This is a genomic window from Acetobacter malorum (genome assembly GCF_001580615.1).
GTDB classification, from domain to species: Bacteria; Pseudomonadota; Alphaproteobacteria; order Acetobacterales; family Acetobacteraceae; genus Acetobacter; species Acetobacter malorum.
The window spans coordinates 25,089-42,114 of record NZ_LHZC01000045.1 but is presented as its reverse complement, the minus strand read 5'-3'; the positions used below and the strand labels follow the sequence as shown (position 1 = coordinate 42,114).

The window sequence follows — 17,026 nt, the reverse complement described above, 5'->3', positions numbered from 1 at the left end:
CACTCCAGAAAATATCGGGGTCACAAGACATGATTTGGCCGCTCTATTGAACCGGCTGTTTTCTGGACAGAGCCATGAACAGAACAGACAGCACCACCATGAAGCCCAGATAAATGCAGAAGATCGTACCATTGCAGGAGATGACCGCGACCAGAGCAATCAACGCCCCAACCAGCGCAATACCGGGCAAAACCGGGTAGAGCGGCGCGCGATAGGAGCGATGCAGATCAGGCTCCGTGCGGCGCAGACGGAACAGGCTGATCATGCTCAGCACATACATGGTCAGCGCCCCGAAAACCGACATGGTGACCAGCGTTGCGGTGAGCGACTGCCCGTTAATGGAAATAAAATCGTCCGAGAAAATGGCGGCAATGCCGATCACGCCGCCAGCGATGGTCGCCATATACGGAGTCTGAAACCGGGGATGTAACTGCCCCAGCACTTTCGGCAGGAAGCCGGCACGGGCCAGCGCAAAAATCTGCCGGGCATAGCCCATAATAATCCCGTGCAGGGACGCCACCAGCCCAAACAGCCCCAGCCAGACCAGCATATGCAACCAGCCACTGTTGCTGCCCACCACACGCTTCATGGCCTGTGGCAGCGGGTCATTCAGATTGGCGAGGCTGTGCCAGTCCCCGACACCGCCTGCAAACAGCATGACACCGAAGGCGAGAGAAACGAGCGTGAGCACGCCGGCAATATAGGCAATGGGAATAGCGCGTTTGGGGTCTTTGGCTTCCTCCGCCGCCATGGCGACGCCTTCAATGGCCAGAAAGAACCAGATGGCAAACGGGATGGCGGCAAAAATGCCTCCCATGGCTTCCCAGCCAAAATGCGGAGCAGCACCCCAGCCGTCATGCAGAAAGTTCTGCCATGAAAAGGCGGGCGCCACGACGCCCATAAACACCAGCAATTCGATAATAGCCGCGATGGTAATAAAGAGTTCAAATGTTGCTGCGATATGCACGCCAACAATATTCAGCGCCATGAACACCAGATAGGCCCCACAGGCCGCCACCTTGGGCGAAAGCCCCGGAAACTGCACGTTCAGATAGGCCCCAATAGCCAGCGCAATGGCAGGTGGCGCAAAAATGAACTCCACCAGGGTCGCCAGTCCCACAATCAGCCCACCCCAGCGGCCCAGCGCGCGGGAACTGTAGGTAAACGGGCCGCCGGCCTGCGGGATGGCGCAGGTCAGTTCCGTAAAACTGAAGATGAAGGCTGTATAAATCACCGCGACAAACACAGTAGCGACCAGAAAGCCCAGCGTGCCCGCTGTGGCCCACCCATAACTCCAGCCGAAATATTCACCCGAAATAACCAGACCGACGGCAATGCCCCACAGGTGGAAGGCCCCCAGCGTTTTGTGCAGATTGGTGGGGCTCTGGTTCATGCGTGCGGGTCCTTTTCTATTGAAGGAGTAGGATTTTCAGGAAGACTGCTGTCAGGTGCGGCATCTTTCAGCCCCACACCCGTCAGCTTCAGCTGCATGGCTTGCTGCATCAGCCATGCCAGTTTGTCCGCTGCCACTGTGGTCGGCAGACCGTGTTGATGGATATTGGAGAGACAATTCCGCGCGGAATCCGGGCAGCCAACGTAAGGCGCGTATGTCAGGTAAACGCCCATACTGTCGGCCACACTCAGGCCGGGGCGCTCACCAATCATCATCACAACCATGCGCGCACCCAGTGCCGAGGCAATCTCATCCCCCAGCGCCACACGGCCCTGTGTGGCAATGACCAGTGGCGCAATCCGCCAGCCTTTCAGCCGTGCCTGCATGGCCCGAAACAAGGGGATAGCGCCTTTCTGCGTCGCGATGGAGGAGAGGCCATCCGCAGCGACAAACACAACATCCCACTCACCTTTTTGCAAAAAAGCGAGACTTTCCGGCGCTAACCTGCGGCCCAGATCAGGCCGCCGCAGATAGGTGGACCGGTCCGCAGCGCGGCTGCGCACGCACAGGCAGGAAATCCCGTTAAGTTCCTCCAGCATGGCCTGCACATCCAGCGGCGTATGCACAGCATCCCGCGCCTGCGCGTGGGCGGCCTGAAACGTCAGAACATCCGTTGTGCGCTGCGCATTGCCACTGCGGCCCAGACCAATCCGGGCCCGGGTGAGAGACCGCAGGTCCTGCCAGACGTCCGGCGCGCCATCTCTGTTTTTTGAAGGAGGAAGAGGTTTTTTAGTCATGAGTCAGCCAACCAGCTGCGCAAGGCGGGTCTGGTGCGGTGCAAGTTCCCGCATGCGGCCAGACTGCGCGTCAAACAGACCCATCTGCTCCAGCCATGCCGCAAATTCCGGCGCGGGGCGGAGGTTGAGCATGCTGCGCAAGGTCAGAATATCGTGGAAAGACAGGCTCTGATAATTGAGCATGATGTCATCGGCACCCGGCACACCAATCAGGAAGGTAATGCCCGCAGCGCCCAGCAGCACCATCAGGTTGTCCATATCATCCTGATCGGCCTCGGCATGGTTGGTGTAACAGGCGTCACACCCCATCGGCACACCCAGCAGCTTGGCGCAAAAATGGTCTTCCAGCCCGGCGCGGATAATCTGTTTGCCGTCATACAGATATTCCGGGCCGATAAAGCCCACGACTGTATTGACCAGCAAAGGCCGGAACGCGCGGGCCACGGCATAGGCGCGGGCCTCCACCGTCTGCTGGTCCAGCCCGTGATGCGCTTCAGCTGAGAGCGCAGCCCCCTGCCCGGTTTCAAAATACATGACGTTATCGCCCACCGTGCCGCGTTTGAGCGACAGAGCGGCCTCATGCGCTTCCTTCAAAATATCCAGCGTGACGCCAAAGCCCTCATTAGCTTTCTGCGTCCCCGCAATGGACTGAAAGACCAGATCCACCGCCCCACCCTTGTTGATAATCTCAAGCGTGTTGGTCACATGGGTCAGCACACAGGTCTGGGTCGGGATGTCATACCGGCGGCGGGCGTGGTCCAGCATGTCCAGCAGGGCCAGACCATTAACGACACTGTCCGTCGCGGGGTTAATGCCAATCACGGCATCCCCCATGCCATAGAGCAGACCATCCAGCGTGGACGCGGCAATCCCTTTCAGGTCATCCGTGGGGTGGTTGGGTTGCAGGCGTGACGCCAGACAGCCTTCCAGACCGATGGTATTGCGGAAGCGGGTCACCACCCTCATTTTCCGCGCGACACTCATCAGGTCCTGATTGCGCATGATCTTGCTGACCGCCGCCGCCATTTCCGGCGTAAAGCCGGGTGCTGCGGCGGTCAGGGCGGCTGTCGTCGCCTCATGCGAGAGCAGCCAGTCCCGCAGGTCCCCCACCGTCATGGACGCAAACGGGGCAAAGGCTGCCGTGTCATGCGTGTCCATAATCAGACGGGTGACGTCATCGGCCTCGTAGGGGATCAACTCAGTCCGCACAAAAAGGTCGAGCGGCACATCGGCCAGCGCATAGCGGGCCGCAATACGCTGCGCATCGGATGTGGCGGCAAGCCCGGCCAGCTCATCCCCGGAACGCAAAGGGGATGCGGCGGCCATCAGGGCCTTCAGATCATCAAAGACATAGCGTTCACCACCAAGACTGCACTGAAAGCTCATGTCAGCATGCCTCCCGAGGCCCTGCGGGAACCCGCCGGAAATCAAGCCAGGACTCGGTATAACACCCGGCTTTGTTCATTTCGTTCGATACTGAAATGATACCCGTTACGGGGGCTGGCTGACTTGACGGATACCAACAAACTTTTGACACTTTACAACGTTCAAAATGGTAAACACCGCCCCCACGACCTTGAGGACATCATGCCCCGCTTTTCCGGCACAGGAGAAAACGCCAGCGTTCTCGCCGCCGCCGCGTGGGGGGTGGAACGCTTCATGCAGGACCGTGGCGGGGATATCGACCGCATTGCGGGGCGCGCGGGCCTCTCCACCCGGCAGTTTTCTCTACCGACCGATGCGCTGGATCTGGGCGCCTATTGCCGCCTGTTTCATGAAGCCGCAGCCGATACACAGGATGGCAATATTGGCCTCTGGTTTGGCCAGCAGTTTGACCCGCGCAAGCTGGGGCTGATTGGCTACGTCGCGCTTCTCTCCCCCACTGTGTCCGACGCCCTGCATAATCTGGCCTCGCATTTCGGCTATCATCAGGCGCGCACAGAAACCCGGTTTGTGCAGCAGGGTGATCTGCTCCGGCTGGACTATGCCATTCGGGACCCGGCCATTCTCACGCGGCGGCACGATGCAGAACTCACCATGGGGATGTTCTGTAACATTCTACGCCATGCACTTGGGCCGGACTGGGCACCGGAAGAAGTGCATTTTGAACACAGCCAGCCAGAACAGGCCGAGGAACACCGGCAGGCATTTCAGGCCAATATCCGCTTCCAGCGCCCCACCAATTCTCTGGTGTTCCGCAGGACGGGGCTGGAGCGCCCGATGCCGGACGCGGACCCGATTATGCTGGAGGTTATCCGCTCGTCCCTTATCTCCCTTGCCCGCAGCCGGCCGGATCTGGCTACCCCGCATCTCTCACTGAAAGAACAGGTGGTTCAGCACATCCGGGCAGCGCTTGAAGACGGGCATATCGAATTCCCCGATATCGCCGCCCGGATGAACCTGCCGCCCTGGACCCTGCAACGCAGGCTGGCGCAACTCACTCTGTCCTATTCCGCCCTGCTGGAAGAAACCCGCTACGCAGAAGCCCTGCGGTATCTCGCCATACCCTCGCAGGACATCAGCGCAATTGCCCGCACGCTGGCCTATACGGAAACCAGCGCCTTCAGCCGGGCCTTCCGGAAATGGAGTGGCATGTCACCCCGCGCATGGCGGCAACAAAACATGCGTGATCTCACTCCCTGAGTTGGAGATGACATCTTGAAAACAGTTCTTATCGCATCCCGGTGTGGATGGCATGGTGCCCTGACCACTTCACAAACGCGCCCACAACGCGGCACATCCCGATAAGGATAAAGAAATATGTCCGACGTTCTTGTTGTTTATCACTCCGGCTATGGTCACACGCGTAAAGTTGCTGAGCATGTGGCACAGGGAGCGAATGCGGCGCTCATCACCATTGATGAAAACGGCGACATCCCGGAAGACGCATGGGACAAGCTGAATGCCGCCAAAGCCATTATTTTCGGCGCACCGACCTACATGGGCAACGCCAGCTGGCAGTTCAAAAAATTTGCTGATGCCACATCCAAAATCTGGTTCACCCGTGGGTGGGAAAACAAGATTTTTGGCGGCTTTACCAACAGCGCCAGCCTGAATGGCGATAAAGCCGTGACGCTGGAATGGCTGAACACCCTTGCCTCCCAGCATGGTGGCATCTGGGTCAGCCTTGGTCTGGCCCCGGCCAACACCAAGGCTGCCAAGCGCACGGACATCAACAACCTTGGCGGGTCTGTCGGCCTGCTGGTGCAAAGCCCGGCTGATGCCAGCGTGGATGAAATTCCGCAGGGTGATCTGGATACCGCCACTCTGTATGGCAAACGCGTCGCCGATATTGCTGCCCGTTTTTCTGCGGCGTAACGCGCAGGCGCTTTCCTAAAGAGGTGTGTCTCTCTTCAGGGTCTGTTCATAGCCGACCCTGAAGTCCGCGCCTGCTCCCCCGCCCGGATCTTTCAGAGGGAACCAACGGCCCGACGAAAGAGAACGGAGGGCTGCATGGCAGGGCTGCCATAAGCTGGCCGCAGATTGACCGGGGCCAGAAAAGAATGGACAAGCTGCAGTCAGAAAATTCATACCAGTTCAGACAACACAATGAAGGCGGAAGCGTAATGACTGTAGGAAAAAAAGTAGCCTTGGTTGTGCTGGTCGCATTCACACTGTCTGGCTGCAAAAACTTCTATCACAGCAGCTGCCCCGGCTATGCAGGCGAAAACCCTGAAGCCCGCGATGGCATCAAATCCGTTATCGAGACCTGCAACTAAGTCCCGTTACGGTTAAATTCTGACAGCTCTATAAAGAATGAATACTCTACGGGCTTATACAACCGTCAGTAGAGAATGCTTTCCCACGCCATGTATTCTGAATAAGGCTGCCTCCGCACCATAGCGGATTGCCTCATGACGGCACGCTCATAAGATGTACTGAGCCGCTGCCTGAATTCACACCAGTCCGGGCAAAACATTCCCCGTCTGACTGACTATATTTTTTGACTGACTATACTTTTATGGAATTGATCATCTGGCGGAGAGGGAGGGATTCGAACCCTCGGTACGATTGCTCGCACAACGGTTTTCGAGACCGCCCCGTTCGACCGCTCCGGCACCTCTCCGTTGGGCGGCTTATAAGCAGGGTTTTTATGGTGCGCAAGCAGAGATCCCCGGCTTTAGCAAGTTCTTGTTGACGAGCGGGGGAGACTCCCCGTAAAAAGCCGCACCACTCCACACAGATGGAGCCATGCCGCCAATGCGGCCAAGGAACAAAAAGCGACCAGACCCTTCGCCTGCGCCTGTGCCGCGGAAGGTCAAGAGATCGGAAAGAGAGACAGGTTTTATGTTCGCAGTTATCCGCACCGGCGGCAAGCAGTATCGGGTTGAGCCCAACATGGTACTCAAAGTTGAAAAGCTGGAAACCGAAGCTGGCGCTACCATCACCTTTGATGAAGTTCTTGCCGTAGGTGGCGAAGGCACCACCACCATTGGCGCCCCCACCGTTGCTGGCGCAAAGGTGACGGCAACCGTCATCGCTCAGGACCGCCTCAAGAAGGTCATCATCTTCAAGAAGCGCCGCCGGCAGAATAGCCGCCGCAAGAATGGCCACCGCCAGCCGGTTACCGTTCTGCGCATCCAAGAGATTAACGCCGCCTGAGCCCAACAGGGTTCGGCTGGTAAGACCAAGGAGGACTTAGGTCATGGCACAAAAAAAAGCAGGCGGTTCATCCCGTAACGGGCGCGACAGCGCCGGACGCCGTCTTGGCGTCAAAAAATTTGGTGGCGAACAGGTTATCGCTGGCAACATCATCATCCGCCAGCGCGGCACGAAGATGAAGCCGGGCGCTAACGTTGGTGTTGGTCGTGACCACACCATCTTCGCTCTGGTTGACGGCAGCGTTCGCTTTGAGCGTCGCGCCGAAGGCCGCGTGCACGTTTCCGTGGACGCGCTGCCGGCAGCTGCTGAATAAGTATTCGGCAAGCTCCACCACGCGTTTTTCCCGTGGCCGGAATGGCAAGGGGCCGGTCCTCACAGGATCGGCCCTTTTTCATGTTCAGGCGTTGAAAGTATCCCATGAAGTTTCTTGATCAGGCAAAAATCTACGTCCGCTCCGGCGATGGCGGAGATGGTGTCACCGCCTTCCGCCGGGAAAAATATATTGAATTCGGCGGTCCGGACGGGGGCAATGGCGGCCGTGGTGGCGATATCATTTTTGAAGCCGTCCCCAACCTCAATACCCTGATCGACTTCCGGTACACCCAGCATTTCCGCGCCCGTAAGGGTGGCAACGGGGCCGGGTCTGACCGTACGGGTGCTGCCGCGCAGAACGTGACCATCAAAGTGCCCATCGGCACGCAGATTTTTGATGATGACCGGGAAACCCTGCTGGCTGATCTGGATGAAGCCGGGAAAACCATCACCCTTTGCCGGGGTGGTGATGGTGGCTTTGGTAATGCCAACTTCAAAAGCAGCACCAACCGCGCACCGCGCCGGTCTGACAAGGGCTGGCCGGGTGAAGAGCGCTGGGTCTGGCTGCGCCTGAAGCTGATTGCCGATGTCGGTCTGGTCGGCCTGCCCAACGCCGGCAAGTCTACCTTCCTCTCAGTTGTGTCTGCCGCACGTCCTAAAATTGCGGATTATCCCTTCACCACCCTGCACCCCCAGCTGGGCGTTGTGCGCCTGTCCATGACAGAAGAATTTGTGGTGGCGGATATTCCGGGGCTGATTGAAGGCGCGCATGAAGGCACCGGCCTGGGTGACCGTTTTCTGGGCCATGTGGAACGCTGCGCCGTTCTGCTGCATCTGATTGATGGCGCTGCGGGTGATGTTGTAGATGCCTGGCGCACCATCCGGCACGAGCTGGACGCCTACGGCGGTGGACTGGCCGACAAGCCGGAAATTATCGCTCTGAATAAGAATGATGCCATGACTGCACGGGAAGCCTCTGCCCGCAAACGCGCGCTGGAAAAAGCCAGCGGTGCGCCAGTCATGCTGATTTCCGCCGCCACGCGGCAAGGCGTTCCGGAACTGCTCCGGGCCATTCAGACACAGGTCACAACCATCCGTAAGGATGAAGAAGACCCCGCTTAAGCCTGCAAGCCCCTGCGGGGGCTACGACACAGAATGGATTGTTTTCCATGACCGGACACCCCACCAGCCCCTCCCTTTCTTCCGCCCGTCGGCTTGTTATCAAGATCGGCAGCGCGCTGGTGGTGGACCCGGACAAAGCCGCCCCACGGCAGGCCTGGCTGGCCAGCGTGGCGGAAGACATCGCCCAGCTGCGGCGACAGGGCACGGATGTGACCGTGGTCTCCTCCGGGGCCATTGCGCTGGCCCGCCATACGCTGGGGCTGACAAACGGTGCCCTGCGCTTGCCGGAAAAACAGGCTGCGGCTGCCGTAGGCCAGATCCGTCTGGCCCAGGCATGGAGCAATGCTCTTTCCGAACAGGGCCTCACGGCAGCTCAGCTGCTGCTGACACCAGAAGATACCGAAGACCGCCAGCGTTACCTGAACGCCCGCGCCACACTGGACACCTTGTTGGGGCTAGGCTGTGTGCCGGTCATTAACGAGAACGACACCATCGCTACCGCAGAAATCCGCTTTGGGGATAATGACCGCCTCGCCGCGCGTGTCGCCCAGATGACGGATGCGGATCAGCTCGTTCTGCTCTCCGATATTGACGGTCTCTACACCGCAGACCCGCGCACGAATCCGGATGCTCAGCACCTGCCGGTGATTGAGGCCCTGACCCCGGAAATTGAAGCTATGGGGGGCGAGCCTCCGCCGGGCTATTCCTCCGGCGGTATGCGCACCAAACTTCTGGCCGCAGGCATTGCCACGCGCTCCGGCTGCGCTATGGCCATCGCACTTGGCAAGCAGAACCATCCGCTGCGCGCCCTGCTGGACGGTGCGCGCTGCTCATGGTTTCTGCCGCAAGCCTGCGCGCAAACGGCTCGCAAACAGTGGATTGCCGGAAGCCTGACCCCTGCGGGTGAAATCATGATTGATGATGGGGCGGCCGACGCCCTGCGCCATGGTGGCTCCCTGCTGCCCGCCGGCGTAATGGGCGTCAAAGGCGAGTTCACACAGGGTGATCTGGTTGTCGTGGTGGATAATGGCGGGCGCGTTCTGGCGCGTGGCCTGTCCGCTTATGATGCCGATGATGCCCGCCAGATTGCCGGACATCGTTCCTCAGAGCTTCACGAAATTCTGGGCTGGCAGGGACGAGACGAGATCATCCATCGGGATGACCTCGTGATGGTCTGACGGAGGGAGATCCCCTCCATTTTTTAGAAATCCGCAGGCTTGCGGGGCGGCCAGTTCAGCACAGGCTCAGCCCGCCCTGTGTCTTCATCGTAAGACCGATTTGCCCGCGGCTCTGCCGGCTGCTCGGCGTTCCGTAAAAAATCAGGGCGATAAGGCGGCTGGTCGGCATCTGGCGCACGATAGCGGCGCATGGCATCCGCCAGCGGCTCCTTGCGCCCGGACGCATCTTTCTGCGGCTCGTGCCAGGGCATAACACGGCGGCCAGCACCTTCCCGCGGCTCCGGCTCCAGATTAGGAGCCGGCGGGGCCTCCCGGCGCGGTTCATACGCATCAGAAACCTTAGGGGTGCGCAGAGGCGTCAGCACAGGGGCTGACAAAATGGGAGAAGGCCGGGTTGGTTCCGGCGGACGGATTTCTTCCACCTGCACACCCTCCGGCACGGACGGACGGCTCAGCGCGTCATCCCCTGCCGGACGGGTGCCCTGCCCCTGCCCTGCCGCCAGGCGCATGGCCAGAGCCCGCACCTCGGCCTGCATTTCCTGAATTTGCAGCTCCAGCTCCGCCAGACGGCCTTTTACGCCAAAGACAGCAAAAGGCATCATCAGGAACGCAAGGCCGAAGACGATAACAACCGCTATCACCAAAAGCTGCGCCCAAAGCGGCATCCAGTCTGGAAACACCACAGACATCATTTCCTACAGACCCCACATGTCAGGATTCCATGCCGTGCCAGCGGCCTCCCTTGCGGCAACCCGCTGCCCGGCACGGTCTTCATTACATTCCAAGGGCGCGACGATAGATATCAAGCAAGGTTTCCTGCTCTTCCACTTCACTCGGCTCCTGCTTGCGCAGGCGAATGATCTGCCGAATGACTTTAACATCAAACCCGGCGGACTTGGCTTCGGTAAAGATATCCTTGATATCGCCGGCAAGTGCTTTGCGTTCTTCTTCCAGACGCTCGACCCGCTCGATGATGCTTCTCAGCCGATCAGCGGCAATGCCACCCACAGCGGCATCGTCACCACCGGAAAATCCTTCGGTATCCATGCTCAAGTTCCCCCGTTTACAGACCGTGTTCAGGGCCTGACTGCGGCAGGCCATCCGCCCGCCACGCCCGAACACCAAAGGCGCGGGCTTATCGCGAGCGGCCCGCGCGGTCAATTACCTTGACAGCCAGAAGCCTTATGGACAAACCGTCTGCCACAACGCTTTCCCGGCTGCCCCGTTCTTAATGCACACTCAGGGGGAAGAAAGTCTTTGTTTGGGGCTTTTCAAGGGCACCCACGATCTTGCGGGAGTACTATGGCCATGGCGCACATTAATCAGATTGACCCTTTCGATTTCATTATTTTCGGCGCTACGGGCGATCTGACAATGCGCAAGCTGCTGCCTGCGTTTTTACGGCGGTTCCACGCGCAGGACTTTCAGGAAGATGCCCGCATCATCTGCGTGGCCCGCTCCGCCCACTCCCCGGACCAGTACCGTGAACAGGTGCGCAACGCCCTCAGCGAATTTGCCCCCACCGCTGCGCGGGATGCGGAAACGCTGAACAAATTTCTTGCCCTGGTGCAGTATGTCTCTCTCGACGCCACCAAAGAAGGCAGCGACTGGAGCGGGCTGGAAGAGCACCTGAATGACCCGCAGCGCACGCGAGTCTTCTATCTGGCCACCAGCCCCGCTTTATATGCCCCACTCTGCGCTGCCTTGGCGGACCATTCCCTGATTACGCCCATTACGCGTGTGGTGCTGGAAAAGCCCATTGGCGTGAGCATGGAAACAGCGGCGGAAATTAATGACGGCGTAGGCCGCTTCTTCCCTGAAGAGTCGATCTATCGCATTGACCATTATCTGGGGAAGGAAGGGGTTCAGAACATTCTGGCCCTGCGGTTTGCCAACCCGGCGCTGGAAAAGCTCTGGTCTTCCGATGCGATTGCCCATGTGCAGATTACGGCGGCTGAGACAGTCGGCGTCGGCAAGCGCGGCCCCTATTATGACGAATCCGGCGCACTGCGCGACATGGTGCAGAACCACCTGCTGCAGGTGCTGTGCATGGTGGCGATGGATGCCCCGGCCTCACTCCAGGCGGATGACCTGCGAAACGAAAAGCTGAAGGTTCTGAACGCCCTCCGCCCGATGACGCCCGATATGGTGCGCCACAACGTGATCCGCGGGCAGTATACCGCTGGCCGTATTGATGGGCAGGACGTGCCGAGCTACGCCGAGGATCTGGGGCAGGACCGCGCCAGCAATACGGAAACCTTTGTGGCCATCCGCACAAAAATCCGCTCTGCGCGCTGGGGGAATACACCGTTCTATCTGCGCACCGGCAAACGGCTTGCCGCCAAGACGACGGAAATTGTGCTGCAATTCCGCCCGCAGATGTGGCCCATTTTCACCAACACCCCCTCCCCGGGGCGGCTGGTGATTCGCATTGCGCCGGACGAAGGGCTTTCACTCGTTCTGGCCACCAAGGACCCCAGTGCAGGCGGTTTCCGGGTGCGGAATGGGGTTCTTGATATGTCGTATGAAAATCAGTTCACCATCGAGTATCACGATTCCTACGAGCGCCTCCTTCTTGATGCCGTCCGCGGCAACCCGGCCCTGTTTATCCGGCGGGATGAAGTAGAAGCCTCCTGGCGCTGGATTGAACCGATTCTGAACTCCTGGCGTCATGCCCTCTCGCCGCTGGAACCCTATCCTGCTGGCAGCTGGGGTCCTGCCTCAACCCGCGCCCTGCTGGCGCGTGATGGCGCCCTCTGGCACGAAGATATGCTGACATGAGCTCAAACTCTTCCAAACCCTCTCCGCTGCTCCAGCGCGGCCCCTTCCGCAAACGGACATTGCGTCAGCATGTTCTGCGCCGCATGGCGCTGGTCGTGCCTATTTCCGTGCTGATGATTGTGCTGGCCAAAACCGGGGTTATCGACACCCTGACGGACCGCTACACCTTCCGGCCGGAAAGCTGGTTTGATGATACCGCTCTGGTGCGCCACCTGCGTGTGGTGGTGACGCATAACGGCATGACGAATATCAAGCCCGACTGCCTGCTGTTTGTGGTGAACGGGAATGACCCGCCGACGGGCTCCCGCATTGACGTGATGCAGAAAACATCCGGCTCCTGCCCCGGCCCCAAAGGCGAACTGCCAAAGCTGTTCACCCTGCGGATTGACCGGATGAACCACGTCATCATGTCAGATCAGGGTTCCCCCACCCAGTTCCACCCGATGCCCTAAGGGCCTTCTGAGGCAAAGGCTTTCCGCAAGGCGCGCCCACCAAACCGGAGCGCGCCCTTGCCCTGAGGCATGAGGGCATAAAAATTCAGGAAGCCATGCACCGCGCCGCGATAGCATTTATACTGCACCGGCACGCCCGCCTGCCGTAGCGCCTGCGCGTAGGCCGCGCCTTCATCCCGCATCGGGTCACATTCCGCTGTGACAATCACAGCAGGTGCCAGACCTGACAGCTTGGGATTGAGGCCGGGCACAAAACGCGGGGCGGTCCAGTCTTCCTCCCGCGCGATATACTGATCCCCATACCACTGCATGGACGCACGGGAGAGGAAATACCCCTCCGCATACACATCATGCGACGGAAAAACCTGCGCGCCATAGAGGGATGGATAATACAGCACCTGTAATACCGGGACCGGCCCTTCTCCCGCCGCGCCATCCTGCGCCAGAACGGCAGCCAGATTGCCCCCGGCACTATCTCCCGCCACAGCAACCTTGCCGCCCCAGAAGCGGGCAGACACACCGGCCAGCCAACGCAGAGCCGCCTGACTGTCATCCGCCGCCGCGGGATAAGGATGTTCAGGCGCCAGCCGGTAATCCGGCAACAGCACCGCAGCGCCGGAAACCCGCGCCAGACGGCAGCACATGCCGTGATGCGAGTTCAGCCCGCAATGCACAAAACCGCCGCCGTGCAGATACAGCACAGCGCCCCTCACCCGCCCGTAAGGCAGATAAAGCCGGGCCTGCATGGGGCCAGTTGCACCGGGCACTGAAATGGTCAGAACTTTCCTGATACCCAGCGCAGAAAGACGGGTGGGGAACGAAGGCGTATCCATCGCCTTGCGCAGCACCGCCAGAAATTCAGCTCGTGCTGCGGCTTCATCGCAGAGAGTTTTTGCCACAGGCTGAAATTTTTGGGACGGTCCGGCTTTGCTACGCGCCCCCTGCCAGCGGATCCACCCCAACAGAATGCGGGAGTGGAAATTGGGACGAGCGGGAATACCCTGAGCGGTCTCAGGCTCTGCAGAAACTCTCATGACACCAGCATACTGCATTCTTGCGCCATGCCGAGACGATTCCGTCATACTTGCCCCTTGACCTGCTGTGCCGCCCGACGCAGGGTGGCGCCGCCAGACGGTCGGACGGTCGCTGTTCTGCATTAATGTGCAGGAGGGAGGAAAGTCCGGGCTCCACGGGAGAACGGTGCCAGCTAACAGCTGGCGAGGGTGACCTTAGGGAAAGTGCCACAGAAAACAAACCGCCTTCCGGGCGATGATCCGTGGGAAACCATGGGCCAGAGCTGGAGGTAAGGGTGAAACGGTGCGGTAAGAGCGCACCGCTCCTCTGGCAACAGGGGAGGCAGGGTAAACCCCACCGGGAGCAAGACCGAATAGGAGCGGCGGAAACCTGCAAGGGTTTCAGGGGCTCTCCCGCCCCGCTGCTCGGGTTGGTTGCGTGAGGCATGTCGCGAGGCGTGTCCCAGACGAATGACCGTCCAGGCTCTTCGGAGCTGGACAGAACCCGGCTTACAGACCGTCTGGCATTTTCTGTTTCTGCCTCATTTCATTACGCTGGGCACGGTGTTCTGCCGATATCTGCGCATATATGCAGAACATTTAGAGAACATGACGTGGCAAAGTTTTGTTGGTCTCTATTTTACCATTGCTTTCATTGCCTAAAACAGTTCTGCGGAACTACTTCATAAATGGCGGTTTTCTGCTGTTTTTTCTGCCTTTTTAATTTGCGTCCCATAAAATCCCATGCTATCCCACATTACACCATGAAAGTGGTGGAGGCGGCTTCGTTCCCCGCTGTTCTGCGAACGGAAAGGTCTGAATCAGAAGGACATCGTCTTACGTGAGTGTGTTTCTCGGCACGCATGAGAATCGGTTCGACGCGAAAGGTCGCGTTTCGATTCCTGCCGGATTCCGCACTGTTCTGAAGGCGCAGCATACGGAAGGCGATTCACTGGTGATCCTGCGACCATCCCATACAATGCCCTGCATTGAAGCGTGGCCTGCCGGAGCCTTCTCTCGCCTGACCCAGCCGCTGGACCGTCTGGACATGTTTTCTGATGAGCATGATGACCTTGCCGCAGCCCTGTATGCGGATGCCTATCCGCTTGATCCGGACCGCGAAGGCCGCATCATCATTCCCGATTTTCTCCGTGAGCATGCAGGCATTACGGAAAGCACGACCGTTGCTTTCATGGGCGTAGGCCGCACCTTTCAGATCTGGGAACCCGAGGCCGCACGCCAGCGCCGTGCCGAAGCCCGCCAGCGGTCCCGCCGCATCAGCATCCCCGCTGCGCGTGATGGACAGGAAGGAGGGGCTGCATGAATGCTCTGACCACTCCCTCCACTCTGCACGCAGCCTCCGGCACGCCCGCTCCGGGCCATGTGCCCGTGATGCTGGCCGAAGTGCTGGAAAGCCTGAAACCGGCTGATGGCGATGCCATTCTCGACTGCACTTTTGGTGGTGGCGGCTATACGTCCGCTATTCTGAAAAGTGCTGACTGCGCCGTATGGGCTATCGACCGGGACCCGGACGCCATTGCGCGCGGACAGGCCATGGCCGCAGGCTTTACCAATGCAGAAGGTCAGTCCCGCCTGCACATGCTGCATGGTGGGTTTGGCAGCATGACGGATCTGACAGAAGCAGCCGATGCCCCGGCTTTTGATGGCATTGTGCTGGATCTGGGCGTCTCCTCCTTCCAGCTGGATGAAGCCGAGCGTGGCTTTTCCTTCCGCATGGATGGTCCGCTGGATATGCGCATGGCAAAAAGCGGTCCCTCCGCTGCGGATATCGTGAATAAGGCGCCGGAAAGCGAACTGGCTGACATTTTCCATTTTTATGGTGAAGAGCGCCACGCCCGCCGCGTGGCCCGCGCCATTGTGGCCGACCGTGTGGAAACGCCGTTTGAAACAACCGCGCAGCTGGCCGGGCTGATCCGCCGCGTGGTGCCATCCGATCGTTCAGGTATTGATGCCGCAACCCGCTCCTTTCAGGGCCTGCGCATTGCCGTTAATGACGAACTTGGTGAGATTGAACGTGGCCTGACGCAGGCGCTTGATCTGCTGGCCCCCGGTGGCCGTCTGGTTGTGGTCTCCTTCCATTCTCTGGAAGACCGCATTGCCAAACGGGTGATGGGTGCTGCAACCGGCAAAACTACAAGTTTTTCACGCTATGACCCGCGTGCAGCATTGACGAAGGGGGATGAAGCCGCCTTTATCGCGCTCACCGGGAGGCCCCTCCGTCCAGGTGACGCTGAATGCGCCGCCAACCCGCGTGCCCGCAGCGCCCGCCTCCGCGCTGTAGAAAAACGCTCGACCGATGTTTCCTCCTTCGGCAAAGGATTGATCCCATGATCCCCCGGCCCTTTACCTGCTGCTGCGCTGTCCTGGCCATTGCCTCGGGATTTTTCCTTTATACAAAGAAGCATCAGACCACGCTTCTGGATCAGCAGATTTCCAAAATCGTGTCTGATACAGAGCGCGTGCGCTCCCAGACAGCCATGCTGCGTACGGAATGGGCTCTGGAAAACCAGCCGGAGCGCCTGAACCGTCTGGCCGAACATCATCTGGTGGGCCTCCACACCATGGACCCCTCACAGTTTGTTCGTATGGCGGATCTTTCTGCCCGCCTGCCGGCACCAACGGTTAAAACCCCGGCGCAGGATCCGCGCGCGGGCATGACAGCCGCAACACTCGCGTCTGCTCAGCCGACCGCGCCTGTGGCGGCAGCGCATCCAGCTGTTGTTGCCGTTGCGGATGCCAAACCGGTACGCCCTGCCCCGCATCATGATCGTAGTGTGGAAGGCGACGAAGCCCCGATGCCCCGCGCTGTAACCGTTGCGGAAGAAACTCCGGCGCGCACAGCTCCCGTTATCCGTCCTGTTGTGCATCATGACCGTGCCCCGCGCCCGGCTCTGGATGATGCGGAGGATGCCACTGTCCGCACGGCACAGCTCACCGCGCCCGTTCCGGCAGCCCGGCCTGCTGCTCCCCGCCGCGCTGCAACGCAGATGGCGGATGCTGCACGCTCCAGCCAGCCTGTAACCCGCGCGCCTGTCACTGTTGCGAGTGCAGCAGAGGCGCCGCAGCCTGTGCGGCACGCGCAGACTGCTCCGGTCCCAACCCGCGTTGCAGCTGTCACACCCAAACCCAGCGTGACGGACAGCGACAGCGACTCTCAGGTTCGGCACCCGCTGCCTGTTACGGTGGCAAGCTGGCACGCAACCCGGCAGCACCGAGTTGCAACGCCGTCCGCTGGCTATGTTGAAGCACGGGCAACGTCCTCCTACAGCAGCGGCTCTTTGCTGAGCCACAGCAGTGACGCGTTGCCAGCCCCGGTCCCGATGACCAACTAATTTTCCAGACGACAAGGTGACTT

18 protein-coding genes, 1 tRNA gene and 1 other RNA gene are annotated in these 17,026 nt (G+C 59.8%); 13 read left to right on the top strand and 7 right to left on the bottom strand.

Features of this window, described 5'->3' with window-relative positions:
• Window positions 1-43: 43 nt before the first annotated feature.
• From eat to AD930_RS05905, 3 genes are read right to left on the bottom strand one after another with little or no spacing between them, the layout of a single operon-like run.
• Window positions 44-1,393 (bottom strand): ethanolamine permease, encoded by a 1,350-nt coding sequence (eat, locus tag AD930_RS05915; RefSeq protein ID WP_061505478.1) that lies wholly within the window; start codon window positions 1,391-1,393, stop codon window positions 44-46.
• Window positions 1,390-2,190, bottom strand: a complete 801-nt coding sequence (gene eutC, locus AD930_RS05910) for an ethanolamine ammonia-lyase subunit EutC (protein ID WP_061505477.1) — start codon at window positions 2,188-2,190, stop codon at window positions 1,390-1,392. Before eutC ends, eat begins: the two co-directional genes overlap by 4 nt.
• Before the next feature lie 3 nt (window positions 2,191-2,193).
• Window positions 2,194-3,576: an ethanolamine ammonia-lyase subunit EutB gene (locus tag AD930_RS05905; RefSeq protein ID WP_061505476.1), complete on the bottom strand. Its 1,383-nt coding sequence runs from the start codon at window positions 3,574-3,576 to the stop codon at window positions 2,194-2,196.
• 201 nt (window positions 3,577-3,777) lie between these two features.
• On the opposite strand from AD930_RS05905, the gene qhpR reads away from it, so the two are divergent.
• The 3 genes from qhpR (at window position 3,778) to AD930_RS05890 (ending at window position 5,909) form a co-directional block, all read left to right on the top strand.
• Window positions 3,778-4,833: an AraC-like transcriptional regulator QhpR gene (qhpR, locus tag AD930_RS05900; protein ID WP_061505475.1), complete on the top strand. Its 1,056-nt coding sequence runs from the start codon at window positions 3,778-3,780 to the stop codon at window positions 4,831-4,833.
• Window positions 4,834-4,950: 117 nt separating this feature from the next.
• Window positions 4,951-5,508 (top strand): flavodoxin family protein, encoded by a 558-nt coding sequence (locus AD930_RS05895; RefSeq protein ID WP_061492197.1) that lies wholly within the window; start codon window positions 4,951-4,953, stop codon window positions 5,506-5,508.
• 185 nt (window positions 5,509-5,693) lie between these two features.
• Entirely contained in the window at window positions 5,694-5,909 is a 216-nt protein-coding gene (locus AD930_RS05890) for a hypothetical protein (RefSeq protein WP_061505474.1), read from the top strand.
• Between the two features lie 257 nt (window positions 5,910-6,166).
• Here AD930_RS05890 and AD930_RS05885 read toward each other — a convergent pair.
• Window positions 6,167-6,256 (bottom strand) — tRNA-Ser (locus AD930_RS05885).
• Window positions 6,257-6,477: 221 nt separating this feature from the next.
• Between AD930_RS05885 and rplU the strand changes: the two genes are divergently transcribed.
• The 4 genes from rplU to proB all read left to right on the top strand — a co-directional run bounded on the left by rplU (window position 6,478) and on the right by proB (window position 9,404).
• Window positions 6,478-6,792 carry a 50S ribosomal protein L21 gene (gene rplU / locus AD930_RS05880; protein ID WP_006559166.1) on the top strand — a complete coding sequence of 105 codons (315 nt, stop codon included), beginning with the start codon at window positions 6,478-6,480 and terminating at the stop codon, window positions 6,790-6,792.
• Window positions 6,793-6,835: 43 nt separating this feature from the next.
• Window positions 6,836-7,105, top strand: a complete 270-nt coding sequence (gene rpmA, locus AD930_RS05875) for a 50S ribosomal protein L27 (RefSeq protein WP_043553668.1) — start codon at window positions 6,836-6,838, stop codon at window positions 7,103-7,105.
• 104 nt (window positions 7,106-7,209) lie between these two features.
• A complete protein-coding gene (obgE, locus tag AD930_RS05870) occupies window positions 7,210-8,226 on the top strand; it encodes a GTPase ObgE (protein ID WP_043553667.1) in 1,017 nt (338 codons plus the stop codon).
• Window positions 8,227-8,273: 47 nt separating this feature from the next.
• Window positions 8,274-9,404, top strand: a complete 1,131-nt coding sequence (gene proB, locus AD930_RS05865; protein WP_061505473.1) for a glutamate 5-kinase — start codon at window positions 8,274-8,276, stop codon at window positions 9,402-9,404.
• A gap of 23 nt (window positions 9,405-9,427) precedes the next feature.
• Here the strand turns inward: proB and AD930_RS05860 are convergent, their stop codons facing one another.
• Together AD930_RS05860 and AD930_RS05855 are read right to left on the bottom strand one after the other, a co-directional pair.
• A complete protein-coding gene (locus AD930_RS05860; RefSeq protein WP_244150513.1) occupies window positions 9,428-10,093 on the bottom strand; it encodes a hypothetical protein in 666 nt (221 codons plus the stop codon).
• 85 nt (window positions 10,094-10,178) lie between these two features.
• Window positions 10,179-10,451, bottom strand: a complete 273-nt coding sequence (locus AD930_RS05855; RefSeq protein ID WP_025825221.1) for a DUF2312 domain-containing protein — start codon at window positions 10,449-10,451, stop codon at window positions 10,179-10,181.
• Window positions 10,452-10,712: 261 nt separating this feature from the next.
• Here AD930_RS05855 and zwf point away from each other — a divergent pair, with 261 nt between their 5' ends.
• Window positions 10,713-12,185 carry a glucose-6-phosphate dehydrogenase gene (gene zwf, locus AD930_RS05850; RefSeq protein ID WP_043553732.1) on the top strand — a complete coding sequence of 491 codons (1,473 nt, stop codon included), beginning with the start codon at window positions 10,713-10,715 and terminating at the stop codon, window positions 12,183-12,185.
• Window positions 12,182-12,637 carry a hypothetical protein gene (locus AD930_RS05845; RefSeq protein ID WP_061505471.1) on the top strand — a complete coding sequence of 152 codons (456 nt, stop codon included), beginning with the start codon at window positions 12,182-12,184 and terminating at the stop codon, window positions 12,635-12,637. Before zwf ends, AD930_RS05845 begins: the two co-directional genes overlap by 4 nt.
• Here the strand turns inward: AD930_RS05845 and AD930_RS05840 are convergent.
• A complete protein-coding gene (locus AD930_RS05840) occupies window positions 12,634-13,689 on the bottom strand; it encodes an alpha/beta hydrolase (RefSeq protein WP_061505470.1) in 1,056 nt (351 codons plus the stop codon). The genes AD930_RS05845 and AD930_RS05840 overlap by 4 nt on opposite strands.
• Window positions 13,690-13,764: 75 nt before the next feature.
• Between AD930_RS05840 and rnpB the strand changes: the two genes are divergently transcribed.
• The 4 genes from rnpB to ftsL all read left to right on the top strand — a co-directional run bounded on the left by rnpB (window position 13,765) and on the right by ftsL (window position 17,003).
• An RNA gene (gene rnpB, locus AD930_RS05835) (RNase P RNA component class A) lies at window positions 13,765-14,179 on the top strand.
• Between the two features lie 312 nt (window positions 14,180-14,491).
• Window positions 14,492-14,974, top strand: a complete 483-nt coding sequence (gene mraZ, locus AD930_RS05830; RefSeq protein ID WP_043553662.1) for a division/cell wall cluster transcriptional repressor MraZ — start codon at window positions 14,492-14,494, stop codon at window positions 14,972-14,974.
• Complete coding sequence (gene rsmH / locus AD930_RS05825; RefSeq protein ID WP_061502046.1) at window positions 14,971-16,002, top strand: 16S rRNA (cytosine(1402)-N(4))-methyltransferase RsmH; 1,032 nt, start codon at window positions 14,971-14,973, stop codon at window positions 16,000-16,002. Before mraZ ends, rsmH begins: the two co-directional genes overlap by 4 nt.
• A complete protein-coding gene (gene ftsL, locus AD930_RS05820; protein WP_061505469.1) occupies window positions 15,999-17,003 on the top strand; it encodes a cell division protein FtsL in 1,005 nt (334 codons plus the stop codon). Before rsmH ends, ftsL begins: the two co-directional genes overlap by 4 nt.
• Window positions 17,004-17,026 lie beyond the last annotated feature (23 nt).